This window comes from Streptomyces sp. NPDC006235 (assembly GCF_040613735.1).
Taxonomy (GTDB): domain Bacteria; phylum Actinomycetota; class Actinomycetes; order Streptomycetales; family Streptomycetaceae; genus Streptomyces.
Genome location: NZ_JBEXSR010000004.1, coordinates 1 through 25,715 on the forward strand (window position 1 = coordinate 1; position 25,715 = coordinate 25,715).

The 25,715-nt window shown below is 73.1% G+C and carries 26 protein-coding genes and 1 pseudogene; 18 read left to right on the forward strand and 9 right to left on the reverse strand.

Annotated elements, in window-relative coordinates; translation table 11 throughout:
- The 4 genes and pseudogenes from ABZ192_RS06105 to ABZ192_RS06120 form a co-directional block, all read left to right on the forward strand.
- Positions 1 to 516: pseudogene (locus tag ABZ192_RS06105) on the forward strand (SulP family inorganic anion transporter); the annotation flags it as partial.
- 170 nt (positions 517 to 686) lie between these two features.
- Positions 687 to 1,568, forward strand: a complete 882-nt coding sequence (locus ABZ192_RS06110; RefSeq protein WP_356923329.1) for a slipin family protein — start codon at positions 687 to 689, stop codon at positions 1,566 to 1,568.
- Between the two features lie 90 nt (positions 1,569 to 1,658).
- A complete protein-coding gene (locus tag ABZ192_RS06115; RefSeq protein ID WP_356923330.1) occupies positions 1,659 to 3,044 on the forward strand; it encodes a PhoX family protein in 1,386 nt (461 codons plus the stop codon).
- Positions 3,045 to 3,130: 86 nt separating this feature from the next.
- The gene (locus ABZ192_RS06120) at positions 3,131 to 4,015 is read left to right on the forward strand and encodes a PPK2 family polyphosphate kinase (RefSeq protein WP_356923331.1); all 885 of its coding nucleotides are present in this window, start codon (positions 3,131 to 3,133) and stop codon (positions 4,013 to 4,015) included.
- A 27-nt stretch (positions 4,016 to 4,042) separates the two neighbouring features.
- Here ABZ192_RS06120 and ABZ192_RS06125 read toward each other — a convergent pair whose 3' ends face one another.
- Positions 4,043 to 4,528 carry an SRPBCC domain-containing protein gene (locus ABZ192_RS06125; protein WP_356923332.1) on the reverse strand — a complete coding sequence of 162 codons (486 nt, stop codon included), beginning with the start codon at positions 4,526 to 4,528 and terminating at the stop codon, positions 4,043 to 4,045.
- Complete coding sequence (locus ABZ192_RS06130) at positions 4,525 to 4,953, reverse strand: metalloregulator ArsR/SmtB family transcription factor (protein ID WP_356923333.1); 429 nt, start codon at positions 4,951 to 4,953, stop codon at positions 4,525 to 4,527. The genes ABZ192_RS06125 and ABZ192_RS06130 overlap by 4 nt, the downstream gene beginning before the upstream one ends.
- An 85-nt stretch (positions 4,954 to 5,038) precedes the next feature.
- Here ABZ192_RS06130 and ABZ192_RS06135 point away from each other — a divergent pair, with 85 nt between their 5' ends.
- The 3 genes from ABZ192_RS06135 to ABZ192_RS06145 all read left to right on the forward strand — a co-directional run bounded on the left by ABZ192_RS06135 (position 5,039) and on the right by ABZ192_RS06145 (position 7,653).
- Positions 5,039 to 6,559: an FAD-dependent oxidoreductase gene (locus ABZ192_RS06135; protein WP_356923334.1), complete on the forward strand. Its 1,521-nt coding sequence runs from the start codon at positions 5,039 to 5,041 to the stop codon at positions 6,557 to 6,559.
- A 62-nt stretch (positions 6,560 to 6,621) separates the two neighbouring features.
- The gene (locus ABZ192_RS06140) at positions 6,622 to 7,455 is read left to right on the forward strand and encodes a polysaccharide deacetylase family protein (protein ID WP_356923335.1); all 834 of its coding nucleotides are present in this window, start codon (positions 6,622 to 6,624) and stop codon (positions 7,453 to 7,455) included.
- Positions 7,456 to 7,473: 18 nt separating this feature from the next.
- Positions 7,474 to 7,653, forward strand: coding sequence for a hypothetical protein (locus tag ABZ192_RS06145; RefSeq protein ID WP_010034064.1), 180 nt, complete (start codon positions 7,474 to 7,476; stop codon positions 7,651 to 7,653).
- Here the strand turns inward: ABZ192_RS06145 and ABZ192_RS06150 are convergent.
- Positions 7,645 to 8,316: an ABC transporter gene (locus ABZ192_RS06150; RefSeq protein WP_356923336.1), complete on the reverse strand. Its 672-nt coding sequence runs from the start codon at positions 8,314 to 8,316 to the stop codon at positions 7,645 to 7,647. The two genes, ABZ192_RS06145 and ABZ192_RS06150, sit on opposite strands and share 9 nt — an antisense overlap.
- A complete protein-coding gene (locus tag ABZ192_RS06155) occupies positions 8,313 to 9,179 on the reverse strand; it encodes an ATP-binding cassette domain-containing protein (RefSeq protein WP_356923337.1) in 867 nt (288 codons plus the stop codon). The genes ABZ192_RS06150 and ABZ192_RS06155 overlap by 4 nt, the downstream gene beginning before the upstream one ends.
- A gap of 42 nt (positions 9,180 to 9,221) precedes the next feature.
- On the opposite strand from ABZ192_RS06155, the gene ABZ192_RS06160 reads away from it, so the two are divergent.
- Positions 9,222 to 9,983 (forward strand): peptidyl-tRNA hydrolase, encoded by a 762-nt coding sequence (locus ABZ192_RS06160; RefSeq protein ID WP_356923338.1) that lies wholly within the window; start codon positions 9,222 to 9,224, stop codon positions 9,981 to 9,983.
- Positions 9,984 to 10,051: 68 nt separating this feature from the next.
- A complete protein-coding gene (locus tag ABZ192_RS06165) occupies positions 10,052 to 10,498 on the forward strand; it encodes a hypothetical protein (RefSeq protein ID WP_356923339.1) in 447 nt (148 codons plus the stop codon).
- 13 nt (positions 10,499 to 10,511) lie between these two features.
- On the opposite strand, the gene ABZ192_RS06170 is transcribed toward ABZ192_RS06165, so the two are convergent.
- Positions 10,512 to 11,051, reverse strand: coding sequence for a potassium channel family protein (locus tag ABZ192_RS06170; RefSeq protein ID WP_356923340.1), 540 nt, complete (start codon positions 11,049 to 11,051; stop codon positions 10,512 to 10,514).
- A 202-nt stretch (positions 11,052 to 11,253) separates the two neighbouring features.
- Between ABZ192_RS06170 and ABZ192_RS06175 the strand changes: the two genes are divergently transcribed.
- The 4 genes from ABZ192_RS06175 to ABZ192_RS06190 all read left to right on the forward strand — a co-directional run bounded on the left by ABZ192_RS06175 (position 11,254) and on the right by ABZ192_RS06190 (position 16,477).
- Complete coding sequence (locus tag ABZ192_RS06175; RefSeq protein ID WP_356923341.1) at positions 11,254 to 12,690, forward strand: DUF692 domain-containing protein; 1,437 nt, start codon at positions 11,254 to 11,256, stop codon at positions 12,688 to 12,690.
- A 388-nt stretch (positions 12,691 to 13,078) separates the two neighbouring features.
- The gene (locus ABZ192_RS06180) at positions 13,079 to 13,825 is read left to right on the forward strand and encodes a DUF4142 domain-containing protein (protein ID WP_356923342.1); all 747 of its coding nucleotides are present in this window, start codon (positions 13,079 to 13,081) and stop codon (positions 13,823 to 13,825) included.
- 86 nt (positions 13,826 to 13,911) lie between these two features.
- Positions 13,912 to 14,670 (forward strand): TIGR04222 domain-containing membrane protein, encoded by a 759-nt coding sequence (locus ABZ192_RS06185; RefSeq protein WP_356923343.1) that lies wholly within the window; start codon positions 13,912 to 13,914, stop codon positions 14,668 to 14,670.
- Positions 14,671 to 14,806: 136 nt separating this feature from the next.
- Positions 14,807 to 16,477, forward strand: coding sequence for an alpha/beta hydrolase (locus ABZ192_RS06190; RefSeq protein ID WP_356923344.1), 1,671 nt, complete (start codon positions 14,807 to 14,809; stop codon positions 16,475 to 16,477).
- On the opposite strand, the gene hemQ is transcribed toward ABZ192_RS06190, so the two are convergent.
- Both hemQ and hemG read right to left on the reverse strand, forming a co-directional pair.
- A complete protein-coding gene (hemQ, locus tag ABZ192_RS06195; protein ID WP_356923345.1) occupies positions 16,478 to 17,221 on the reverse strand; it encodes a hydrogen peroxide-dependent heme synthase in 744 nt (247 codons plus the stop codon).
- 5 nt (positions 17,222 to 17,226) lie between these two features.
- Positions 17,227 to 18,690: a protoporphyrinogen oxidase gene (hemG, locus tag ABZ192_RS06200; protein ID WP_356923346.1), complete on the reverse strand. Its 1,464-nt coding sequence runs from the start codon at positions 18,688 to 18,690 to the stop codon at positions 17,227 to 17,229.
- Between the two features lie 171 nt (positions 18,691 to 18,861).
- Here hemG and ABZ192_RS06205 point away from each other — a divergent pair, with 171 nt between their 5' ends.
- Positions 18,862 to 19,863, forward strand: coding sequence for a DUF4349 domain-containing protein (locus tag ABZ192_RS06205; RefSeq protein ID WP_356923347.1), 1,002 nt, complete (start codon positions 18,862 to 18,864; stop codon positions 19,861 to 19,863).
- 27 nt (positions 19,864 to 19,890) lie between these two features.
- Complete coding sequence (locus ABZ192_RS06210; protein WP_356923348.1) at positions 19,891 to 21,282, forward strand: FAD-dependent oxidoreductase; 1,392 nt, start codon at positions 19,891 to 19,893, stop codon at positions 21,280 to 21,282.
- Positions 21,283 to 21,411: 129 nt separating this feature from the next.
- Here the strand turns inward: ABZ192_RS06210 and ABZ192_RS06215 are convergent, their stop codons facing one another.
- Complete coding sequence (locus ABZ192_RS06215) at positions 21,412 to 21,744, reverse strand: hypothetical protein (protein ID WP_356923349.1); 333 nt, start codon at positions 21,742 to 21,744, stop codon at positions 21,412 to 21,414.
- A gap of 134 nt (positions 21,745 to 21,878) precedes the next feature.
- On the opposite strand from ABZ192_RS06215, the gene ABZ192_RS06220 reads away from it, so the two are divergent.
- A complete protein-coding gene (locus ABZ192_RS06220) occupies positions 21,879 to 22,703 on the forward strand; it encodes a rhomboid family intramembrane serine protease (protein WP_356923350.1) in 825 nt (274 codons plus the stop codon).
- Between the two features lies 1 nt (position 22,704).
- Here the strand turns inward: ABZ192_RS06220 and hemE are convergent, their stop codons facing one another.
- A complete protein-coding gene (gene hemE / locus ABZ192_RS06225; protein WP_356923351.1) occupies positions 22,705 to 23,772 on the reverse strand; it encodes a uroporphyrinogen decarboxylase in 1,068 nt (355 codons plus the stop codon).
- A 101-nt stretch (positions 23,773 to 23,873) separates the two neighbouring features.
- Here hemE and ABZ192_RS06230 point away from each other — a divergent pair, with 101 nt between their 5' ends.
- Positions 23,874 to 24,548, forward strand: a complete 675-nt coding sequence (locus ABZ192_RS06230) for a DUF3000 domain-containing protein (protein WP_356923352.1) — start codon at positions 23,874 to 23,876, stop codon at positions 24,546 to 24,548.
- Positions 24,549 to 24,871: 323 nt separating this feature from the next.
- Positions 24,872 to 25,534: a response regulator transcription factor gene (locus ABZ192_RS06235; RefSeq protein WP_003993737.1), complete on the forward strand. Its 663-nt coding sequence runs from the start codon at positions 24,872 to 24,874 to the stop codon at positions 25,532 to 25,534.
- Positions 25,535 to 25,715 lie beyond the last annotated feature (181 nt).

The following is a 25,715-nucleotide window of genomic DNA, read 5'->3' on the forward strand; positions in this document are numbered from 1 at the left end:
GCCGCGATGCCGTGGGCCCTGGCCCTGATCCCGCTGCCCGCCCTCGCCGGCATCCTGGTGCACGCGGGCTGGAAGCTGATCCCGTTCCGCCAGGTTGTCGCGCTGTGGCGGGCTCACAAGGGCGAGGCACTGATCCTCGTGGTCACGGCCGTGTCGATCGTCGCGGTGAACATGTTCGAGGGCGTCCTGATCGGTCTGGCCCTGTCGGTCGTCAAGACCGCCTGGGAGGCCTCGCACGTCAAGCTGGAGGTCATAGACAAGGGCGCCGGCCCGATCCAGGCGTACCTGTCGGGCAACGCGACGTTCCTGCGGCTGCCGAAGATCCTCGACAGCCTGGAGGCGCTGCCGCAGGACCGCCCGGTCGAGCTGGACCTGTCGGGTCTGCACCACCTCGACCACGCCTGCCGCACGGCCCTGGAGAGCTGGGCGGAGCGCCACAGCGCGACGGGCACGGAGCCGGTGAAGGTCACCGAGCCGGAGCCTGCACCGGAGGCCGAGAAGGTCACGGCCGCGTAGTGACGTAGCCGGAAGCCACTCCGGCACCCCCTGGTCCGGGGCGCACCCCAGCGGTGCGCCCCGGACCTTCGCGTGTACGGCCCGGCTCCCGGGGGCATGGCCCCGACCCCTGTTCCAGGCATATCGTTACAGCAACGGACGAATCGGGACCTCTGGACGGGGAGGTCGGCATGGTCGAAGAGCTGGTCGGGGCGGTAGTGGCGGCCGGAGCCGGGGGGCTGGTGTATCTGGCCTCGGCGGCGCGGGTCGTCAAGCAGTACGAGCGCGGGGTCGTGTTCCGGCTCGGGCGGCTGCACGGGGAGGTGCGGCGGCCCGGGTTCAACCTGATCGTCCCCGCGGTGGACCGGATGCGTAAGGTCAACCTGCAGATCGTGACCATGCCGGTGCCCGCCCAGGAGGGCATCACCCGGGACAACGTGACCGTGCGGGTCGACGCGGTCGTGTACTTCAAGGTCGTGGACCCGGCGGCCGCGGTCGTCAACGTCGAGGACTACCGTTTCGCCGTCTCCCAGATGGCGCAGACCTCCCTGCGCTCGATCATCGGCAAGAGCGAGCTGGACGACCTGCTGTCCAACCGGGAGAAGCTCAACCAGGGCCTGGAGCTGATGATCGACAGCCCGGCCGTGGAGTGGGGCGTGACCATCGACCGCGTGGAGATCAAGGACGTGTCCCTGCCGGACACGATGAAGCGCTCCATGGCCCGCCAGGCCGAGGCCGACCGCGAGCGGCGGGCCCGGGTGATCAACGCCGACGCGGAGTACCAGGCCTCGAAGAAGCTGTCCCAGGCCGCCCAGCAGATGGCCGACACACCCTCCGCGCTCCAACTCCGCCTGCTCCAGACGGTCATGGCCGTGGCTGCGGAGAAGAACTCCACGCTGGTGCTACCCATCCCGGTGGAGCTGCTGCGGTTCCTGGAGAGGGGCCACCAGGAGTCGGCCCACCAGGAAGGGACCCACCAGGAGGGGGATCGGCCGGCACCGGCGCCGGCGGACCGCCCCGTCGACACGACCGAACAGGCCATCGACGAGCTGCGGCGCGCGGTCGAGCAGTGAGCCACGCTACGCGCGTGGTTCCCGCGATCCGCACCAGGTGATAGACACAGCGGGATCACAGTTCCTGTCCGCCAGCAGGAAGGTTTCCCCATGACCAAATCCGGTCGTATCACCACACGACGTCAGGTACTCGCCGGGACGGGCGCCCTGGGCGTCGGGATCGCATTCTCCGGTGCCCTGTCCGAACTCTTCGCCGGCACCGCCGCCGCCCAGGACCTCGGCCACGGCGGCGGCTACGGACCGCTCGTCCCCGACCCGAAGGGCCTGCTCGACCTGCCGGAGGGCTTCCGCTACCGGGTCCTGTCCCGCGAGGGTGACCCGCTGCGCTCCGGCGAGGGCGCGGTCCCCTCCAACCACGACGGCATGTCGGCCTTCGCGGGCAGAGGCGGCCGGGTCCATCTGGTCCGCAACCACGAGAACCGCGCCGGCGGCAGGGTCCCCGTCCCGACGGTCGAGGGCCTCACCTACGACCCGGCGGGCAAGGGCGGCTGCACGGTCCTGACACTGGACTCCCGCAATCACGTCCTGTCGGAACGCGTCGCGATCGCCGGCACGGCCGTGAACTGCGCGGGCGGCCCCACACCCTGGGGCACCTGGCTGACCTGTGAGGAGACCGAGGACCGGGCGGGCACCAACGGCTACACCAAGGACCACGGCTTCATCTTCGAGGTCGACCCGGCCGACCCGCACCGCACGGGAGCCGTACCGCTGACCGCGATGGGCCGCTTCCAGCACGAGGCGATCGCCGTCGACCCCCGGCGGGGCGTGGTGTACGAGACGGAGGACGCCTTCCAGAAGCCCTTCGGCCTGTTCTACCGCTTCCTGCCGGACCGGCCGCTCGGCGGGCGGGGTTCGCTGCGCGCGGGCGGCCGGCTCCAGGCCATGCGCGTGCCCGGCGTGCCCGACCTGTCCTCGGTCCAGGAGATCGGCGCGGAGTTCGACGGCATCGAGTGGGTGGACGTACCGGACCCGCAGGCGGCGCAGACCCCGATCCGGCTCCAGGACTTCGGCCGCGGGGGTATCACGCACGCGCAGAAGCTGGAGGGCTGCTACTGGGGCGGCCGGTCGGTGTACTTCGTGTCGTCGTTCGCCCGCAGCGCGGAGGGGTCGGCGGCCGACCACTTCGGGCAGATCTGGCGCTACGATCCGGACCGGCGACGGCTCACCCTGGTGATCGTCTTCGGCCCGGACACCGACGTCCAGCTGCCGGGAGAGTCGCCGGACAACATCTGCCTCGCGCCCAGCGGCGGTCTGATGGTCTGCGAGGACGGTGAAGGCGTCCAGCACGTCTACGGAGTGACCAGGCGCGGCCAGGTGTACGCGATGGCCCGCAACCGGCAGAACATCGGCACCCCGGAGGAGCCCGAGTGGGGCGAGTTCGCCGGGGTGACCTTCTCGCCCGACGGCGACACGATGTACGTCAACTGCTACACCCCCGGCACCACGTTCGCGGTGACCGGCCCCTGGCGCCGGTAAGCACGGCTCCGCTCCCGTCCGGGGCGCCGGATGCGCGACCCGGCGCCCCGGCGGACGATCGAGACACAGGACCGGAAGGGGGCCCGGTGACGGAGAAGGACACAGAGCAGCAGGACGGGGACGAGCGCGGGGCCCCGCTGCGGCAGCGGCTGCGCCTCCCCGCCGATGAGCCGGTCGACCTGTCCCGCCACGACGCCACCGCCACCCCCGGCGGCCCGGACGGCAAGGCCGCGGGCAAGGCGGCCACGGCCCGGATCGGCGAGCGGCTCGCCGGCCTTCAGGAACGGCTGTGGGCGGCGAGCACCGCGGGTGACCGCCGCCGCGTCCTGCTGGTCCTGCAGGGCATGGACACCAGTGGCAAGGGCGGCACGGTCAAGCACGTCATCGGGCTGCTCAACCCGGCCGGCTGCCGGATCACGGCGTTCAGGGCCCCGACCGCCGAGGAACGCGCGCACTCCTTCCTGTGGCGCGTGGAGAAGGCGCTCCCGCTCCCCGGCGAACTGGGGATCTTCGACCGCTCGCACTACGAGGACGTGCTGGTCGCCCGGGTACGGGAGCTCGCGCCCCGCGCCGTGGTCGAGGGCCGCTACGAGCGGATCAACCGTTTCGAGCGGTCCCTCGCCGACGACGGCGTGACGCTGGTGAAGTGCTTCCTGCACCTCTCCTACGACGAGCAGCGCCGCCGCCTGCTCAGGCGCCTCGACAAGCCCGAGAAGCGCTGGAAGTTCACCCCGTCCGACATCGACGACCGCGCCCTGTGGCCCGCGTACCAGGACGCCTACGAGAGGGCCCTGGAGCGCTGCGGCACCTCGTACGCGCCCTGGTATCTGGTCCCGGCCGACCGCAAGTGGTACCGCAACTGGGCGGTCAGCACGCTGCTCCTGGAGCATCTGCGGGAGCTGGATCCGCGGTATCCGGAGCCGGACTTCGACGTGGCGGAGTGCCGGAAGCGGCTGCTGCGGGAGTCCTGACCGGGGCGGCGGTCCTGAGCCGGGCGGTCAGGCGGCCAGCAGGGCGTCGATCTGGCCGACGGCCTCCTGCAGGCCCTCCTCCATGCCCATGGAGACCAGCTGCTCCATCTGCTCACGGGAGTCGAAGAGGGAGCGCATCTCCATCCGGGTGCCGCCGCCGTGTTCGCTGAGCCGCACCGTCACGGACATGGTCGGCATGTCGTCCTTGGGCTTTCCGTCGTCGTCGGCGAAGCCGTCGGTGAACTCCAGGGAGGTCGGCTCGCTGACCGAGGTGATCCGCCACCAGCCGCGGTGCCGGTCGCCCTCCGGGCCGGTCATGAAGTACGTGACCTCTCCGCCGGGAGTCAGGTCGTGCTCCTCCACGGTCGCCGGGTAGGTCGGCGGGCCCCACCAGCGCTCCAGCTGCCGGGGGTCGGCCCACAGCCGCCACACCCGCTCCACGGGGGCGGCGAAGTCGGCGATCAGGGTGAGGGTGAGGTTGTCGAGGTCCTTGTCGACACTGGTGACGCTCATCTCCGGGGTCCTTCCGGGGTGTCGTTCTCTTCGGTACCGGGAGTTCCCGGTCCTTCGACGCCGGGCTCTTCCGGCTCTTGGCTGCCGGGATCCTCCGCGAGCAGCCGGGCCATCCGGTCCACGCGTCCGCGCCACGCCGACTCGAGTTCGTCCAGGGCCTGACGGGCGCGGCCCACCGCGTCGGGGTCGGTGCGCACGAGCTGCTCCCGTCCGCTGCGCTGCTTGGCTACGAGGCCGGCCCGTTCCAGCACCGCGACGTGCTTCTGCACGGCCGCGAAGCTCATCGGATAGGCCTCGGCCAGCCGCGAGACCGACAGCTCCCCGCGCCCGCAGCGGCGGAGTATGTCCCGGCGGGTGGTGTCGGCCAGGGCGTGGAACAGCCGGTCCACCGTCTCGTCGTTCAGCCCGTCCATATCTACAACCATTTGGTTGTACGTTAGCCCTGCCGGCCCCTTCTGTAAAGCGGCACTCCGGACACTGAAGCGGACAGTCGGGGGTACTCGGTGGCCCATGAGCGAGAAGCAGCAGGTCAGCAGCTCGTACTGGATGGAGACCGCACCGGACGGCCGCCATCCTGCCCTGGCGGAGGACCTGGACGTCGACGTGGCGGTGATCGGCGCCGGCATCGCCGGCCTGAGCACGGCGTGGGAACTGACGCGGGCCGGGCGGAGCGTGGCGGTGCTGGAGGCCGGGCGGGTCGCGGCCGGGGTCACCGGGCACACCACCGCCAAGGTCACCGCCCTGCACACACTCGTCTACGACAAGCTGCGCCGCACCCGCGGCCCCGAGGGCGCGCGGCTGTACGCCCGTTCGCAGTCCGAGGCGATCGAGCGCGCGGCCGGGATCGCCGGGGAACTGGGCATCGACTGCGACTGGGAGGCCAGGAGCGCCTACACGTACGCGCGCGACCCCGGCCGGGTCGACGAGCTGCGGGCCGAGGCGCGGGCGGCCGCCGAGGCCGGGCTGCCCGCCGCGTTCGTGGAGGAAACCGGGCTGCCCTTCCCGGTGGCGGGTGCGGTCCGGGTCACCGGCCAGGCCCAGTTCCACCCCCGCAAGTATCTGCTGGCGCTCGCCGCCGACCTCGTCGAGCACGGTGGGCGGATCTTCGAGGAGACCACGGTGCTCGGCCTGGACGAGGGCGAGCCGTGCCGGCTGTCGACCACGACCGGGGCGACGGTGCGGGCCCGGGACGTCGTCGTCGCGACGCACTACCCGATCTTCGACCGGGCGCTGCTGTTCACCCGGCTCACGCCGAAGCGCGAACTGGTCGTCGCCGGGACGATCCCCGCGGACCAGGACCCGGACGGCATGTTCATCACGCCCGACGAGAACACCCGCTCGGTGCGCACGGCACCGTACGACGGGGACCGGCGTCTGCTCATCGTCACCGGTGAGCACTTCACGCCGGGCACGGGCGACCCGCGGGCCGCTTTCGAACGCCTCACCGCCTGGGCCGTCGAGCACTTCCCGGACTTGAACGTCACCAACCGGTGGGCCACGCAGGACAACACTCCGACCGACACCGTGCCGATGGTCGGCCCGCTGCACCCGGGCGCCCGGCACGCCTACGTGGCCACCGGCTTCGGCGGCTGGGGCATGACCGGCGGCATCATGGCGGGCAGCCTCCTCGCCGCGCAGATCAGGGGTGAGGAGCGCGAGTGGAGCGGGCTGTACGACCCGCGTCGGCTGAAGCCCGCCGTGCGGGAGGCGCCGTCGTTCCTCAAGACTCAGGCCAAGGTCGCCGGCCACTTCGTCGGGGACCGGCTGCGGCCCTCGCCGCCGGTGGAGTCCCTGCCGCCCGGTGAGGGCGCCGTGGTCCGCGCCGACGGGCACCACCGCCTCGCGGTTTACCGGGACGAGGACGGCAACCTGCACTCCGTCTCCGCCCGCTGCACCCACCTGGGCTGCCTGGTCGCCTTCAACTCCGCCGAACGCGCCTGGGAGTGCCCCTGCCACGGCTCCCGTTTCGACACGGACGGCAAGGTCATCCAGGGCCCGGCGACCAAGCCGCTGGAGCAGCGGGACATCTGACGGCCGGGTGACGCCCGCAGCCGACGCACATAAGAGGACAATCCCGTTCATACATCTATACGGTGATCATCCTCCTCCGCCGTGCGGCCGCCGTGTGCGCCCTGAGCGCGGTCCTCGCCGCCTGCGGCACCGGCCGTCCCCCGCGGGCGGCCCCGCCGCCGGAGTCCGCTCCGCCCTCGCGCCCTGCGACCCTCGCGCCCGGCCCCGCCGGACTGACCCCGGTCTTCGAGCACGGTCCCCGCACCCGCGGCAGGACCGTCGCGCTCACCTTCGACGCCGACATGACCGCCGGACAGGGGGCCCGGGCGGCGGCGGGTGAGCGGTTCGACCACCCGCGGCTGATCGCGACACTGCGGACGCTGAAGGTCCCCGCCACCGTGTTCATGACCGGGCGGTGGGCCGAGCAGTACCCGGACCAGGCCCGCTCCATCGGCCGGGACCCCCTCTTCGAGGTCGCCAACCACTCCTACAGCCACTACGCCTACACGCGGGACTGTTACGGCCTGCCGACCGTGCCCGAGCAGATGATGCGGTCGGACGTGGAGCGGGCGTACGCCGCCTTCCGGAAGGCCGGTGTGGTGGATCCGATGCCGTACTTCCGTTTCCCGGGCGGCTGTTACGACCGGCGGGCGCTGAAGGCGCTGACGCCGACCGGCGTGACCGCCGTGCAGTGGGACGTGGTCGGCGGCGACGCGTTCGAGACGGACCCGGACGTGGTCGCCCGGCAGGTCCTGGGCGGCGTGCGGCCGGGGTCGGTGGTGGTGCTCCACTGCACGCGCAGCGCCGCCCCGGCGACCGAACGGGCGGTGCGCGCGATCGTGCCCGGGCTGCGCCGCGAGGGCTACAGGTTCGTGAAGGTGTCCGAGCTGATCGAGGCCGTGGGCGCACAGCTCTGACCGGCCTACGCTGGACGTATGAGCGAGGACGACTACTGCCTGATCGACGCGACCAGGCCGCCCCGGGCGGACGGGCCGCCGTACGCGGAGTGCGTGCTGTGCCGGGAGCCGACGGAGTACCCGGAGTCGTACAAGGGCATCACCCTCTGCCCCGTGTGTGAATGGCAGGAGGCGCAGCGCACCGCCTGCTCAGGGTGACCTGCGGGCGGCGAGCGCACCGGCCAGGGCCAGCGCGGCGGCCGTGACCAGGGCTGCCGCGGCCAGGGGCAGCAGCGGCAGCGGGACGGTCCCCGACCGTGAGCCGGTCACCAGGCCCTGCACCGCCGCCTGCGCCGGGGAGCCGGTCGCGACGAGGGACGCCAGCGCCGCGAGCAGCAGCGCCAGGACGGCACGGCCCCGGGAGCGCAGCAGCGGCGGGCTGGTGAGCGCGCCGACGGCCGTGCCGAGCAGGGCGCAGGCCAGGGCGGCGAGCAGCCCGGCCCCGCAGGCGGGGGCGAGCGGCACCGGGGTGCGGTGGTCCGAGGCGACCGGAGCGCTCAGCAGCGTCACGCCGAGGGTCGCGACCGTGCCGAGCGCCGCCGCGCCGGACAACGCCACCAGCAGGCAGGCCACATGGGCGCGCGCGGGCCCCACGGCCGCCGCCACGCAGCCGCGCGCGGCCTGCGGCTCGGCCGTGACACAGATCCGCGCCAGCCAGGCGGCGACGGGCAGCAGCGCGGCGGCGGAGTAGCCGAGCGAGTCGAGCACCGGCTGCCCCGCCTGGACGCTGATCGCGAGGAAGGCGGCGTACAGCAGGAACGGCGGCAGCCAGCGCTGGGAGCGCAGCAGCAGGGCGGCGTGGTAGCGCAGGAGGGCGGTCATCGTCGGCTCCCGGGGGCGTCGGCCTGCCGCTCCACACGCACCACGTGCCAGGGCGGGCGGGCCGTGAGCAGGGTGCGGAGCAGGACGTCGGAGTGCGGGGCGGGGACGGTGAGGCGGTGACTGCCCGGCGCGGTCTCCTCGGCGGCGGTGACGGTCCGCCGTACGTCGTCGGGCAGCCGTCCGTCCGGCGGGCCCTGGACCTCGATCGTGACTTGCGGTCCTGACGGCGGCGGTCCCGGCTCGGCACGCTCGACGAGGCTCCCGTCACGCACGCTGTACGTCGCGTCGGGCAGACCGGCGAGGCGGCGCGGGTCGTGGTCGACGAACACCACGGATCCGCCGGCCGCCGTGCGCTCGGCGACCGCCCGCTCCAGCTCGGCGCGGGCGGCGCTGTCCAGGCCGGTCCACGCTTCGTCCAGCACCAGCAGCTCCGGCTCCGCGAGCAGGGCCTGGGCGACCGCGACCTTCTGGCTGCTGCCCTTCGACAGCCGCGCCATCGGCGTCTCGGCGTAGGCGGCGGCCCCGAGGCGCTCCAGCCACTCGGCGGCGGCACGGGCGGCCCTCGTGCGGGTCAGGCCGTGGACGGTGCCGAGGTGGGTGAGGTAGCCGGCGGCGGTGAACGGCAGGGCGGGCGGGAACCGCTCGGGGACGTACGCGGTGCGCGGGCGGCCGGTGATCCGGCCCTCGCTGGGGGCGTCGATGCCGGCGAGCAGCCGCAGCAGTGTCGACTTGCCGGTGCCGTTGCCGCCCTCGACGCGGACGAGCCGGCCCGGGGCCACCGTCAGGTCGACACCACGTAACACCCAGGGACCGCGCAGGCCGTAGCGGCGGCCCGCGTTCTCCAGGCACAGGTCGGGTCGCATGGGCCCATCCTCCACGATCTTCCGGCTGGCACACTGGGATTCGTGAGCGAAGACCCGACGCCCGTGAGTGACAGCCCCTTCCGTTCCGAGCCCTCGGACCGCGACACGGCGCCACAGTTCGTGCTGCCGCTGGTCGTGCGGATCGAGCGTGCGGACCCGCCGGCGCGCACGGACGCGCTGGAGACGGCCGCGCGGGCCGTGCTGACGATCCTCAGTGACGAGCGGGCGGCCGGCGACGGCCCGTGGGCGCAGGCGGTGCGGGACTGGCAGGACGCGCGGATCCGCAAGGTGGTGCGGCGGGCGCGCGGCGCCGAGTGGCGGCGGGCCGAGGCCCTGCCCGGCATCACGGTCACCGGCAAGGCGGCCGAGGTGCGGGTCTTCCCGCCGGTCCCGCTGGACGGCTGGCCCAAGGACCTGGCCCGTCTCCAGGTCTCCGGCACCGACCTGGACGACCCGGAACCGCCTGTGGAGGCGGACCCGGCCGCTCCGGTGCTGTGGCTCAACCCAGACCTCGGCATGTCGGCGGGCAAGGCGATGGCCCAGGCCGGACACGCCGCGCAACTGGCCTGGTGGGAGCTGCCCGACGAGGAGCGGGTCGCCTGGCACGACGCGGGCTTCCCGCTCGCCGTGCGGACGGCCGACCCGGCCCGCTGGCCCGGACTGACGGGCGGCGGGCTGCCGTTGGTCCGCGACGCGGGGTTCACGGAGATCGCGCCCGGCTCGTGCACGGTGGTCGCGGACCACCCGGCGCTGCGCCGGGAGCCGTACGCTCCGGGCGGCCCGGCGGCCACCCGTTCGGAGTAGCCGCAGGCGCGCCGGTCGCGGCCGGGTGCTCCAGTGGGGTTACCAGACAACCCGACCAGGAGGCAGCCATGACCAGCGCCGCGCCCCCTCCCCCCGCTCCGCCCGCCCCCGACGACCGGACACCCGGCGGCCCCGGCGACCCCCTGGCGACCGGGGGTCTCGCTCTCGGCGGCACCCTGATGGTCGTCTACGGCCTGTTCGCGGTGCTGCAGGGCATCACGGCCATCGCCGACGACGAGGTGTACACGAGCTTCGGCGAGTACGTCTTCGAGTTCGACCTGACCGCGTGGGGCTGGATCCACCTGATCGTCGGTGTGCTCGTGGTGGCGGCCGGATTCGGCCTGTTCACCGGGGTCACCTGGGCCCGGGTCGTGGGCGCGATCGTGGTCGGACTGGCACTGATCGCGAACTTCATGTGGCTGCCGTACCAGCCGTTCTGGTCGATCATCATGATCCTGACCGGCCTGTTCGTGCTGTGGTCGGTGTTCAACTACCGCTCCACCCGCGCGGTGTGACGAGCCGCCCGGGTCAGGAGGGCGGCGGACGCCGGTCGCGTGCGGCGACCACCGCGTGCAGCCGGCGCGACAGCGCGGTGGCCGCCGCCGTGAGGAAGACGAACGTGTACAGGATCTGAGCGACCGTCACCAGACGGGCCTCCTGCCCACTCGGCGTGATGTCCCCGTAGCCGACGGTCGCGAGCGTGACTACGGTGAAGTACAGCGCGTCGACGCGGGTGCTCAGGCCGGTGAACTGGCCCGGCCGTTGAGCGAGGGTGTAGTACCCCGACGAGAACACCAGCACGGCCAAGCACATCAGCAGCGGGATCATGACGCCGGGCCGGGTGTGCGGTTTCTCCAGGACGACGTCGCGCACCTGGCGCAGCAGCAGCACGGCCAGCAGCCCCAGGCACAGGGCGAACAGCGGCCAGCCCAGCCAGGAGCGGTCGTCGCCGAGGCCCTCCAGCGGGAGCAGGAAGTAGGCCGTGCCGACGGCGACCACCAGTCCCCCGGCGGCGGCCCACACCCACCGGTTCGAGGCCGGGGCCGCCTGTTCGCTGCCATCGCTCATGCGTCCGGTCTACGACGCTTCAGGAGGTGGCGCGACCCCGGTGCCTCCGTCGGTGGGGCCGGTGTCCGCCTGTGGAGCCGGTGCCGTCGGGGGCCCGAACCTCAAATGTTCCTCTGAAGGCGCCCATGGCGGGGTTCGGGGGCGGGCGGCTGGGCCATACCCCCCTCACGTTCGAGGAACCGGCGGTGCGGAGGAGGGGACGATGGAGCGACTGGGGACGGGCATCGGATGGCGACCGGAGATCGCGGACGCCGTGGAGCGCATGCCCGGCATCGACTGGGTCGAGACCGTGGCCGAGAACGTCTGCCCCGGCCATCTGCCCGACTCGCTGCGGCGGCTGCGCGAGCGCGGCGTCACCGTGGTGCCGCACGGCGTCTCGCTCGGCCTCGGGGGTGCGGACCGGCCCGACGAAGGCCGTCTGACCGCACTGGCCGAACGGGTGGAGGCACTCGGCTCGCCGCTGGTCACCGAGCACATCGCGTTCGTACGGGCCGGTGGTTCCCTGACGGCGACGCCGCACCTGGAGGCGGGCCATCTGCTGCCCGTCCCCCGGACCCGGGACGCCCTCGACGTGCTGTGCGAGAACGTGCGCATCGCGCAGCAGGCGCTGCCGGTGCCGCTGGCCGTCGAGAACATCGCCGCGCTCGTCTCCTGGCCGGGCGAGGAGATGACGGAGGGCCAGTTCCTGTACGAACTCGCCGACCGCACGGGCGTCCGGCTCCTCATCGACGTGGCCAACCTGCACACCAACCACGTCAACCGCGCCGAGGACCCGGCCAAGGCCCTGGCCGAGCTGCCCCTGGAGGCCATCGCCTACGTCCATGTCGCCGGCGGCTTCGAACGCGACGGCGTCTGGCACGACAGCCACGCCCACTCCGTCCCCCGTCCGGTCCTGGACATCCTGACCGACCTCGCGTCCCGCGTGTCCCCTCCGGGGGTCCTGCTGGAACGCGACGAGAACTTCCCGGAACCCGCCGAGTTGGAGGCCGAGCTGGCCTCGATCCGGCGGGCCGTGGAGGCGGGGGCCGTCGAGCGGGTGAAGGCGCAGGTGCGCGCGGCGGGCCACGCGGTCGCCGCGGGGCGGCCGGGGACAGCGCCCGACTGGAGCGAGGTCCGCGCCGACGCCCCCGCGCGCAGTGACGGGGCGCCTCCGCGGGGCCATGAGACCGGGGCGGCCGGGGCGACACGGGGCGCCACCGGCCGACCCGAACACTGGGGCACCGACGAGGCCCGGCAGCGGCTCGGGGTCGCGCAGGCCGCGCTGCTGTCCGCGCTGGTCGCGGGGACGCCCGTGCCCGAGGGGTTCGACCGGGTGCGGGTCGGCGTACAGGCACGGGCGCTCGCCGCGAAGCGGGCCGACGTCGTGGCGAAGGTCGCGCCCGAGCTGCCGGAGATCCTGGGGGCGGACTACCGTACGGCCTTCCTCTCGTACGCCCAGATGCAGCCGATGACCGGCGGCTACCGGCGCGACGCGCTCACCTTCGCCGAACACCTGCTGTCCGCCGGGCGGCCCGGGGACGCCGCGGCGCGGCGGGAGCTGCGGGAGTGGTGGCTGGAGCGGTCGGGACCGGCGCCGCGCTCGCGGCGCCCGGTCCGTCGGATGGTCCGCGCCACCCGGAAGGTGTTGCTCCGGCGCTGAGCCGGGGACGTCAGCTCCTCGATACGGCCTCACCCTTCGGCACCGCGTCCTCGGCGGCCACGCAGCCGCAGAGGACGCGGGCCCGTGGCCGCGCCACCGCGCCGGCGTCCCGGTGACCCATGGGACCCGGGTGGGCTGGTCACCCGGTCTCGCCCGTGCGCACCCGAGTGTGTCGGGGTTCACAGCCGGGTCTCGCCCGCCCGGAACCATGGAATGTTTTGCACCTCTTTTCCCCGGCGGATCCCCCGGTCCGTCTCCACCGATCGCCCGCCCTGCCCCCGATACAATGATTCGCCCCTGTACGGAAGTTGACGTAGACCCCGCAGTAACATGTCAACTCCGCACCTGAAGCCCATTAGCGTGCGGTGCCGTACCAGGAGGCACCACCATGCGACCGCGACCGCCCGTCAAGGGCCGAGGCATCGTCAGCGGCACGGGGCTCATCGTCACGTGTCTGACGGCGACGCTCGCCGCGCTGGTCTTCTCCCTCTGGTCGTACACCGACCGGCCGGGGACGGGACCGGACGTGCTGAGCGCCCAGACTCTGCGCACGAGCTACGGCCCGCTGTCCGCACTCGACCAGGACTTCCTCGTCAAGGTCCGGCTGGCCGGGCTGTGGGAGCTGCCGGCGGGGCGGCAGGCACAGACGAAGGGGACCACGCCGGCCGTCCGGACGGCGGGCCGGCATCTCGTCGAGGGGCACGGGTTCCTCGACGAACGGGTCCGCGGCGTCGCCGCGCGGCTGAACCTCGCCCTGCCTGACGAGCCCAGCGACCAGCAGAAGCAGTGGCTGGAAACGCTGGACGCGGCCCAGGGCGCCGAGTACGACCGCCAGTTCGCCAACATCCTGCGGCTGGCGCACGGCAGGGTCTTCTCGGTCGTCGCCCAGGTCCGCGCGAGCACCCGCAACTCCCTGGTGCGCGACCTCGCCGACGACGCCAACACGACCGTCCTGGACCACATCAAGGTTCTGGAGGCCACGGGCTACGTCGACTTCGACGCCATGGCCCGCGACATGGCCGGCGCGAGCACGCTCCCGACGGCCGCCCCCGCTCCGGCCGCACCCTCGATTCCGGCCCCGGACCCGGCCACCACGCTTCCGCCACCGACGTTCCGCCCGCCGCCGGACCAGTGAAACGGAACGTCACATACCGACAACGCTCTGTCCGGATCGTGAACAGGGCATGGTGTTTTCGGGATCGTGTCACATACAAACAACATATGCTCTGGGTTCTTTTCCTGCTGGCGGCCTGGGCCGTGGCCGGCACGGCGTGCACGCGCCTGTGCCTGGCAGCCGTACGCGCCGCGGCCGGCGACACGAACACCGGCCGGATCCATGAACTCACGCTGTACGAGGCCGCGTTCCTCTCCGGCGGGCCCCGGCGGGTCGCCGACGTGACCCTCGTCGCCATGGCGCGCCAGCGCCGGCTGCTCCTGGCCCACACCGGCTGGGCGACGGTCGTCGATCCGCGCGGGCGCGACGAGATGGAGCGGTCGGTCATCGGCGCCATCGGCCCCGAGGGGCAGTCCCGGATAGCGCCGGTGCGGTCCGCCGCCGCCACGGCGGACGCGGTGCGCGGTATCGCCGACCGGCTGGTGCGCGCGGGACTCGCGGTGCCCGACAGCGCCCGTACGACGGTCGCGGCGGCCGTCCGGCAGGTGCGCTCGGCGGCTGTCGCCGTCCTCGCTCTCGGCGTCGCCGCGCTGCTGACGCCCGCTCCGCCGGACATGCCGCGCCATCTGGTCGCCCTGTGGTTCGCGCTGCCACTCACCCTGACCCTGAGCTCCCTCGCCGTCGCCCGCATCGAGATCCACCCGTACTCGCGCTGGGCGTCCCCGGCCGGCCAGCGGCTGCTCGGCGCACTGACCCGGAACGCGGACGGCACCGCCGACGACCGCACGTACCTCACCTCCGTGGCCGTACGCGGCGTCAGCGCGATCGGCGAACCGGACCTGCGCGCCGCCTTCACGCACCGCTAGGGCGTGTCCGGGACGCGACTGACCGACCGGGGGCGCACAGGGGCATGGGCGCCGACACCGGCCGACGGTGCTTGCCTTCCCCAACCGCCGCACCAAACATCCCTTTTGTCGCCACCGTGCACCGAAGGGATACGCGATGAGAGCCGCCCTCCTCTACTCGGCCGCGGGATCCTTGCTGCTGAGCGCCCTCACCGCCGCCCCGGACACCGACGGCGCGAGAGCGGCGGCCGAGCTGCGCGGCACCGCGGTGGCGGCCGCACGGGCGAAGGCCGCCGGCATCGACTTCGGCCCCTGCCCCGACGCACAGGACCTCCCGGGCAGCATGCAGTGCGGTACGGTCACCGTCCCGCTGGACTACGCCCGGCCCGACGGCCGGCAGATCGAACTCGCCGTCGGCCGCGCCCGGGCCACGCGCAAGGACCCGCACCAGGGCAAGCGCGCGGTCGGCCGCCAGGGCGCCCTGGTCTACAACCCGGGCGGTCCGGGCGCCTCGGGCCTGTACTTCCCCCTCGTCGGCCTGCTCCCCGAGTGGAAGCGGATCGCGGCCGCGTACGACCTCGTCGGCTACGCCCCGCGCGGAGTCGGCCGTTCCGCACCGCTGTCCTGCAAGGACCCCAAGACGTTCTTCGAGGGGCCCACGCAGTCACCGGCGCACCCCTCCGAGTCCTACAAGAAGGAACGCATCGCGCAGGCCAAGGCGTACGCGCGCGGCTGCGCCGAGCGGGCCGGCGACGCCCTGCGGCACTACCACTCGCTCAACAACGCCCGCGACCTCGACGTCCTGCGCGCCGCCCTCGGCGAGGAACGCCTGACCTTCATGGGCTCGTCGTACGGCACGTACTTCGGAGCCCTGTACGCGACCCTGTTCCCCGGCCACGTACGGAGGATGGTGTTCGACTCGGCGGTCGACCCCGACCCGGAGCAGATCTGGTACCGCAACAACCTCGACCAGTCGGCGGCGTTCGAGGGCCGCTGGCGGGACTTCCGGAAGTGGATCGCCCGGCACGACGACGTGTACGGGCTGGGCAGGACCGCGCGGGAGGTGCGGCGCAGCTACGAGCGGGCGAGCGCGCGGCTGGCCGCCGAGCCGGCCGGCGGGAAGGTCGGACCCGGGCAGTTGCAGGGGGCGTTCCTCCAGGCGGGGTACTACGACGACCAGTGGCCGCACCGGGCGCACGCGCTGTCGGCGTACCTCAAGGGCGATCCCGGGCCGCTGGTCGAACAGGCCCAGCACTACCCGGAGGCCGCTGCCGAGGCGGAGAACTCACGCGCGGTCTACGTCGCCGTCGAGTGCAACGACGCCCCCTGGCCGACGGAATGGGAGGTGTGGGACCGGGACAACACCCGGCTCGCGCGGCTGGCGCCCTTCGAGACCTGGGACAACGTGTGGACGAACCTGCCCTGCGCCTACTGGGAGGGGCCGCGGCAGCGGCCGCTCGACGTCGGCACCGGGCCGGGGGAACTGCCGCCGACGCTGATCCTGGCCGCCGAGCGGGACGCCGCCACGCCGTACGACGGCGCCCTCGAACTCCGCCGCCGTCTCGAGGGCTCGGTCCTGGTGACGGAGCGGGACGCCGGCGCGCACGGCCTGGCGGGCGGACCGAACGCCTGCGTCAACGGCCATGTGGAGGCGTATCTGCTGGAGGGCCGGCTGCCGGCACGGCGCACGGACTGCGCCGCGCATCCCGAACCGAAACCGCAGCCACAGCCGCGGTCGCAGTCCCGGCCGCCGTTCCAGCCGCAGTCGCAGCCCCAGCCGCGGTCGGCGGCCCCGGGGCAGCCCGGGGCCGGCGGACCGCTCGGCTGATCAGGCCAGGCCCGCGACCAGCTCGGCGATGTCCTTGCGGCGGCCCGTGAAGAACGGGACCTCCTCGCGGACGTGCCGACGGGCCTCCGAGGCGCGCAGGTGACGCATGAGGTCGACGATGCGGTACAGCTCGTCGGCCTCGAAGGCGAGGATCCACTCGTAGTCGCCGAGGGAGAACGAGGCGACCGTGTTGGCGCGCACGTCCGGGAAGCCGCGGGCCATCTTGCCGTGGTCGGCGAGCATGCGGCGGCGGTCCTCGTCGGGCAGCAGGTACCAGTCGTAGGAGCGCACGAAGGGGTAGACGCTCACGTAGTTGCGGGGCGTCTCGTCGGCGAGGAACGCCGGGATGTGCGAGCGGTTGAACTCGGCGGGGCGGTGCAGCGCCATGTTCGACCACACGGGCGTGAGGGCCCGGCCCAGCCGCGTGCGGCGGAAGAGGTTGTACGCCTCCTGCAGCGCGTCGCTGGTCTCCGCGTGCCACCAGATCATGAGATCGGCGTCGGCGCGCAGGCCGGAGACGTCGTACGTGCCGCGGATGGTCACGTCCTTGGCGGCGAGCTGGTCGAACAGCTCCTGGACCTCGTCGGCGTACCCGGCGCGGTCCTCGGGGAGGACGTCCTTCAGCTTGAAGACGGACCAGAGCGTGTAGCGGATGACCTCGTTGAGGTCCTTGGCCAGCTTGCCCTTGTTCGGGATGCGGTCGGGCTCGGCGCTGGAGGCCGTGGTGGAGGCGTCGTCACTCATGCTCCTCATTCTCCCGCTCCCCCGTGCAGGCTCTGCACCGGGTGGGCGGTGAGCTCCTGCACACCCCGCAGGTCACCGTGGATCTGGTCGACGGCGGCGTACGCGCTCGCGATGCACGCCGGGATGCCGACGCCGTCGTAGGGCGCGCCGCACACGGCGAGGCCCGGGAGCTTCGCCACGTGCTCGCGGATGCGGGCCACGCGCGTGTGGTGGCCGACGGGGTACTGGGGCAGGCCGTCGTCCCAGCGGGTGACGCGGGCCGCGACGGGTGCGGCGTCCAGGCCGGTGGCCGCCTTCAGGTCCTGGCGGGAGACCGCCACCAGCTCGCTGTCGTCACGCTGGAGGATCTCCGTCTCGCCATACCGTCCGACGGAGGTGCGCAGGACGACGAGGTCGGGGTTCTCACCGGCGATCCAGCCCCACTTCTGCGAAGCGAACGTGGACGCCTTGATGGTGCGCCCCTCCACCGGCGGCACCAGAAAGCCGCTGCCCTCGGGCAGGCCCGCCTCGGCACGGCGGTAAGCGAGGGTGACCAGCGCCATGGAGGCGTACTCGACGCCGCCGAGCTCGGCGGCGGCCCCCGGGGACTCCGTGCGCAGGAGCCGGGCGGCGGCGGGGGCCGGGACGGCGAGCACCACCGCGTCCGCGCGCAGCACCCGCTCGCCCGCGACCACGCGCCATCCGCCGTCGGCGGCGTTGTGGCTCAGCTCCGTCACCGGCGTGCCCGTGAGGATCTCGCCCCCGCGGGCGCGCACTGATTCGGCCACCGCGAGGGGCAGCGTGCCGACGCCGCCCTGGATGCCCATGAACACCGGGCCGGTCTGCCGGGCTGCGGCCGCCTTCGCCTGGATCTCGCGGACCCCCTCCGTCAGGGAGGCGTGGCTGCGGGCCGCCTGGAAGAGCTGCGGGACGGCCGAGCGCATCGAGATGCGGTACGCGTCGCCCGCGTAGACGCCGCCCAGCAGGGGTTCCACCAGGCGGTCGACGACCTCGCGGCCGAGGCGCTCCGCCACGTACTCCCCGACGGCGACGTCGTCGCCGACTTCCGTGCGGGGCAGTTCGGCGTCGCGGTCGATGCGGGCGAGGCCCTCGTCGGAGAGCACACCCGACAGGGCGGCGGCGGTGCCGGGCACGCCCATCACATGGCCCTTGGGCATGGGGCGCAGCGCGCCGCGGGTCCAGATCGAGGCCGTCGCCGTCGCGGGCGGCTGGAGCCGGTCGGCGAGGCCCACCTCCCGGGCGAGCGCCACCGCCTCGGGGCGGCGGGCCAGCATCGACTCGGCGCCGAGGTCCACGCGCGCGCCCGCGACCTCACCGGGCAGCAGCTTGCCGCCCACCCGGCCGGAGGCCTCCAGCACGGTCACCCGCGCCCCGCGCTCCAGCAGCCGGTGCGCCGCGGCCAGTCCCGCGATGCCCGCCCCGATGACGACGACCTGCCCCATGCCCGCACGGGCTTGAACTTCGCGCATGCCCCCAGCTTCTCAGACCCCACTGACAGCGCTTCCCCGCCCCGGTGTCCGGCACCGGTGTCCGGTACGAGTCCCGACCGTGACCGCATCGGAACCGTCCCGGACCAAACGTCCGGCACCGCTCGGGCGTCGAAGAAGCGTCAGCCGAACCGATCCCCGGGGGATGCCCACATGCGCACACGCCGATCCGCCCGCCACCCCGTCCCGGCGCTCGCAGCGCTCCTGCTGGCCGCGGCTCTCACGCTCACCGGATGCAGCGGCGCCGGAGAGGACTCCGCCGGCGGCAGTGCCGCCGACCGCGGGGCCGCCGCCCCGCAGTCGGACGCCAAGGCCGGCGCGAACGAGGCCGCCCCCGGCGGCGCCGGAAGCGGAGCCCGGGCGACCGCCCCGCCGAAGCTCCCCACGAGCCACATCATCCGCACGGCCTCGCTGACCGTGCAGGTCAAGGACGTCCCGAAGGCCCTGGATGAGGCCCGCACCGGCACGGAGAACGCGGGCGGCTACGTCGGCAACGAGACCACCACCCGGGACGCGGAGGGCCGCGAGCGCACCCGGGTCGTACTGCGTGTGCCCGTCGAGAAGTACGACGAGGTCCTCACCGAATTGGAGGGCGCGGGCAAGCTCCTCGACCGCAGCGCCAAGGCGGAGGACGTCACCGACCAGGTCGTGGACGTGGAGAGCCGGATCAAGTCCCAGCGCGCGAGTGTGGCCCGGATCCGCGAGCTGATGGACCAGGCCACCAAGCTCAGCGACGTGGTGACCCTGGAGGGCGAGCTGAGCACCCGCCAGGCCGACTTGGAGGCGCTGCTCGCCCGCCAGGAGTCCCTGAAGGACCGCACGAGCCTGGCCACCATCACCCTGTCGCTGTCCGAGACCCCGGTGAAGAAAGAGGCGAAGGACGACGACCCGGGGTTCGTGGACGCGCTCGCGGGCGGCTGGAACGCGTTCGTGACGATGCTGCGCTGGCTCGCGGTGGCCCTCGGCGCGGTCCTGCCGTTCGCGGCGGTGGCCGCCCTGCTCGCGCTGCTGTGGCTGCGCGTCGTCCGCCCCCGCCTTCCGCGCCGCCCGCGCCCCGCGCCCGCCATGAGTGCCCTGGGCCCGCTGCCGACGGCCCGGCCGGCCCCGCGGTCCACGCCCGCGCGCACTCCTGACGAGCCGGACGAGCAGGACTGAAATGCCCTGCTCCCGTAGCGTGTTCGCATGAACATGAGCCGTACGCGCAGGGAGCGACTGGTCGTGATCGGCGCCGACGCCGCGGGGATGTCCGCGGCGTCGCAGGCGCGCCGCCTGAAAGGTCCCGACGAGCTGGAGATCGTGGCGTTCGAACGCGGCCATTTCACGTCGTACTCCGCGTGCGGCATCCCGTACTGGGTGGGCGGTGACGTCACCGACCGGGACCGGCTCATCGCCCGCACCCCCGAGGAGCACCGCGCGCGGGACATCGATCTGCGACTGCGCACCGAGGTCACGGACATCGACCTCGACGGGCAGCGGGTACGCGCGCGTGACGTCGACTCCGGCGCCGAGTCCTGGACCTCGTACGACAAGCTCGTGATCGCGACCGGCGCCCGGCCGATCCGGCCGGACATGCCCGGCATGGACGCGCCCGGGGTGCACGGCGTGCAGACGCTGGACGACGGCCAGGCGCTGCTCGACACGCTGGCACGCACGCGTGGCCGCCGCGCGGTGGTCGTCGGGGCCGGCTACATCGGCGTGGAGATGGCCGAGGCGCTCATCAACCGCGGCTACGAGGTGACGGTCGTCAACCGCGGCAGCGAGCCCATGTCGACTCTCGACCCCGACATGGGCCGCCTGGTGCACAAGGCCATGGAGGGCCTGGGCATCACGATGGTGAACGACGCCGCGGTCACGGGAATCGTGACCGGGGACGACGGCCGGGTCCGGGCGGTGGCCACCCAGGACCGCGACTTCCCGGCGGACGTCGTCGTGCTCGGCATCGGCGTCCGCCCCGAGACGGCTCTCGCGAAAGCGGCCGGCCTGCCCCTCGGTACCCACGGCGGCCTCCTCACGGACCGCTCGATGCGGGTGCGCGGCCATGAGAACGTCTGGGCGGGCGGCGACTGCGTCGAGGTCCTCGACCTGGTCTCCGGCCAGGAACGGCACATCGCGCTCGGCACCCACGCCAACAAGCACGGCCAGGCCATCGGCACCAACGTGGGCGGCGGCTACGCCACCTTCCCGGGCGTGGTCGGCACGGCGGTCAGCAAGGTCTGCGACCTGGAGATCGCGCGCACGGGACTGCGCGAGAAGGACGCCCACCGCGTGGGCCTGCGCTTCGAGGCGGTCACCATCGAGTCGACCAGCCGCGCGGGCTACTACCCGGACGCCTCCCTCATGACGGTCAAGATGCTCGCCGAACTGCGCACGGGCCGCCTCCTCGGCGTCCAGATCGTCGGCCGGGAGGGCGCGGGCAAACGGGTCGACATCGCGGCGGTCGCCCTCACGGCGGGCATGACGGCAGAACAGATGACGACCCTGGACCTCGGCTACGCCCCACCGTTCTCCCCGGTCTGGGACCCGGTCCTGGTAGCGGCCCGCAAGGCGGCGGCAAAGGTGCGCGAGACTTCGTAGGGGCGGCGGGGCGATGCCCTTCTTTTCAGGGGCGCGGGGCTGTGTCGATCTGCGGCTCCGCCGCGTGGGCGCGAACGACCACGACGAACCCGCACCCGGCAGCGAACCCGCACCCCTACGGCGAAGCCCCTACGCAGTCCCAGCCGTACCGTTGATCCGATCAATGGCCTGCCTCGCCTGCTCCGCCGGCGGCCGAGACGGCAAGGACGACACCGACGCCGAAGCCGCCGTCACCGCCGGCGGCTGCTCCCCGGCCGGCTTCGCGTGGGAAGCCACCCGGGTCGACCGCAACCGGTGACTCACCGCCTCCTCCAGCGTCACCGGCCGCCGCATCTGGGCCGCCAGCCGCCCGGCGTCCTGGCCCAGCCGGGCCACGTCCTCCCAGGGGAGCCGCACCACCAGCGTCAGCTCCGCCTCGCCGTCGGGCAGTGCGTGCATCGGAGGAGTAACTCGGTCGTTCATCGCCTGTTCCTCACGTCGGCCCCGCGACCCGCCTTCCCCGCGCCGCGGGCGGTTGACGAGACATACGCACGCCCTGACGGCTGCGTTCACCGGCCGGACCGATTCACCGGCGACGCCCCGGGCACACGTGTGGCGTGGTCATTCCCGTTCATGACGTGAACCCGGTGCGGCGCACCCCCTGGGTGACGTACGCGCTGCTCGCCGCCGCCATCGTCGTGTTCCTGCTCACTCCCGGCATGGCCGGTTCCGTGGTGGGCGAGAGCAGCCTGGCCCAGCTGTGTCACCTCCAGGCGTTCCTCGACCACTACGCGGCGGTGCCCCGGGAGCTGATCCACCATCAGATGCCCCGGCTGGTGCCCACGGGCGACATCGGGGTGGGCCCGCAGGGAGCCGGCTGCGTGGTCGGTCCGCCGCCCTACGACAAGTCGCCGGAGCTGAGCGTTCTGACGGCGATGTTCCTGCACGGCAGCTGGCTGCATCTGCTGGGCAACATGCTGTTCCTGTGGATCTTCGGCAACAACATCGAGGACCGCATGGGCCACGTACGCTTCCTGCTCTTCTACGTGGTCTGCGGTTACGCGGCGTCGTACGGCTTCGCGCTCCTCAACTCCGACTCGGGCGCACCGCTGATCGGCGCCTCGGGGGCGATCGCCGGGGTGCTGGGCGCCTATCTGGTGCTGTATCCGAGGGCCAGGGTCTGGGTGCTCGTCCCGTTCCTGATCTTCCTGCCGCTGCGGCTGCCCGCCTGGATCGTGCTGGGGCTGTGGTTCGCGCTCCAGGCGGTGTACTCCTCCGGCGAGGGCATCTCCGACGCCGGCACGGTGGCGTACGCGGCGCACGTCGTGGGTTTTGTCGCCGGCATGCTGATCGCCTGGCCGCTGCGCCCCGGCACACCACCGCCGCCGGAGCCGCCCGGCATCCTCTTCGGCAGGCGGGCGCGGCCCCGGCACACCTGGTGAGTCAGCGGGCGGTGTGCGTGTGCACGTACTCCACGAGCCGCGTCAGCGCGTCCGGGTCCGTGGACGGCATGACGCCGTGGCCGAGGTTGAAGACGTGGCCTTCCAGGTCCTTCGCCGAGTCCAGGACCTCGCGGGTCTTCGCCTCGACGGCCTCCGTCGAGGCGAACAGCACGGTCGGGTCCAGGTTGCCCTGCAGCGCCTTGCCGGGGCCGACGCGGCGGGCGGCCTCGTCCAGCGGGACGCGCCAGTCGACGCCGACGACGTCCGCGCCGGCCTCGCCCATGAGCCGCAGCAGCTCGCCGGTGCCGACGCCGAAGTGGATGCGCGGGAGGCCGTATCCGGCCACGGCCTCGAAGACCTTCGCCGACGCGGGCAGCACCGAGCGCCGGTAGTCGACGGGGGCCAGTGCCCCGGCCCAGGAGTCGAACAGCTGGACCGCCGAGGCGCCCGCCTCGATCTGGACCTTCAGGAAGGCGGCCGTGATGTCCGCGAGGCGGTCGAGCAGGTCGGCCCACAGCTCGGGGTCGCCGTACATCATCGCCTTGGCGTTCTCGTACGTGCGGGACGGGCCGCCCTCGACGAGGTAGCTGGCGAGGGTGAAGGGGGCGCCGGCGAAGCCGATCAGGGGCGTGGCGCCGAGTTCGCGGGTGAGCAGGCCGATGGCCTCGGTGACGTAGGAGACGTCCTCGGGGGTCAGGTCGCGCAGCTGGGCGAGGTCCGCGCGGGTGCGGATCGGGCGCTCGACGACCGGGCCGACGCCTGGCTTGATGTCGAGGTCGATGCCGATGGCCTTGAGCGGGACGACGATGTCGCTGAAGTAGATCGCCGCGTCGACGCCGTGCCGGCGCACCGGCTGGAGCGTGATCTCGGTGACCAGCTCGGGCCGCATGCAGGACTCGAGCATCCCGATGCCCTCGCGCACCTTGCGGTACTCCGGCAGTGAGCGCCCGGCCTGCCGCATGAACCACACCGGCGTGTGCGGCACGGGTTCGCGCCGGCAGGCCTTGAGGAAGGCGGAGTCGTACGGGGCGGACGGCTGCTGGGCCCGGGGGGCGTCGTTGGCACTCACGGGCCAAGTTTCGCACGCCCCCGATGGGCGTGATTCAGCCCCTGGAGGGGCGCGGGGTGTCTAGCCCGGCGCCCGGGCTCCCGTCCCCGTAACCTTCCGGCATGGCTGCGGCTCAGGGACGACTGTCGGACGGCGCTGGCGGAATGGACGAAGCGAAGGACACCGAGAAAGACCGGCGGGAGGCGGACACCGCCCCGCCGCCCTTTCGGGCCGCCGTCGACGCGCTCAGGGCGGCGCGGCTGCGGCCCCAGATCGAGGTGGAGCCCACGCCTCCGCCCAAGCGGCTCGCCCCCCATGCCTACGCGCTGGAGGCCGCGGTCGTCGACGGCGACCAGGACCTGGCCGACGGCCGGCTGGTGCTGCTGCACGACCCGGCGGGACACGACGCCTGGCAGGGCACGTTCCGGCTGGTGACGCTGGTGCGCGCGGAACTGGAGCCGGAGATGGCCGCGGACCCGCTGCTGCCGGAGGTGTGCTGGTCCTGGCTGACCGGCGCGCTCCAGACGCGCGGGCTGACCTACGGGGAGCCGAGCGGCACCGTCACGCGGGCGAGTTCGCACTACTTCGGCGGCCTGGCCGCGCGCCCGGCCGCCTCGCAGATCGAGATCCGCGCCTCCTGGACGCCGCGTGAGGGTCTGGGCGGGGTCCCGGACACGGCCGCGCACCTGGCGTCCTGGTGCGATCTGCTGGCCCAGGTCGCCGGGCTGCCGCCGGCCGTCCCGGGCGACGCGTCGGTGGTGACGCTGCCGCAGCGGAGAGGCCCGCAGTCCCGCTGATCGAACCTGTTCCGACCCCGTACTGATCGAACCTGTACGGGGCGGTCAACGCTGCCCTGTCGACGATCACACCTGCGTCCCCCTCTTGGCCGAATCACTTTGTCGATACGGCCACTTTCGACCGCGTACCGACGCAGACCGAAACCGTCCCGCCTTCGAATGATCGACCGCCTGTCCGAATTGCACGGATTGTTATCACCGATTCGTGATCATTCTCTAAAGGCGGACGGGTTGGGTGCCGAAGACGACTGTGACCTTGAAAGCACGGTTCGTCCCGGCTTCACCCCCACGAGCCGGCCCCGTCCCGCACCCCAGGAGGCCTGGTGTCCGTTCTCCTCGAGCAGCCCGCAAGCCTGGTCGCCTACCGCCCGAACAAGCCGACCGCCATGGTGGTCGTGGCCGACCCGCGCGTCCGCTCCACCGTCACCCGCCACCTGTGGGCGCTCGGTGTGCGCGATGTCATCGAGGCCTCGTCCATCGCGGAGGCTCGTCCCCGCATCGGCAACCCCCGCGACATCTGCGTCGCCGACGTCCACCTGCCCGACGGCTCCGGCCTCACCCTGCTGTCGGAGACCCGCGCCGCGGGCTGGCCCAACGGGCTCGCCCTCTCCGCGGCCGACGACATCGGCGCCGTGCGCAACGCGCTCGCCGGCGGCGTGAAGGGCTACGTCGTCACCGGCACGCGCACCAACGTCGGGCTCCCCACCCGACCGGGCGCCGCCCCCATCGGCGCCGCCGCCGCGCGCCTGCACCGCCGCCCCCCGGGTGCTCCGAGCCACCCGGGCGGCTACCGCGAACTGTCCGGCCGCGAGGTCGAGGTGCTGCGGCTGGTCGCGGAAGGCCAGTCGAACAAGGCCATCGGCGTCTCGATGGGCCTGTCCGCGCTGACCGTCAAGAGCCACCTCGCCCGCATCGCCCGCAAGCTCGGCACGGGCGACCGCGCCGGGATGGTCGCGGTGGCCCTGCGGACCGGAATCATCCACTGACCCGCTCCACGATGACCCTTCGTGATCATTCACTCACGTGAACGGGACCGGCAGCGGCTCCCGCTCGTGTCACTCACGGTTCGCGAGCCCGACACTTCCCCGACCTGACTGGTTTGCGACCCCTCGGCGCCCGTCGACGGAACGTTCCGTCGACGGGCGCTGTCCATACACGGATACCCTT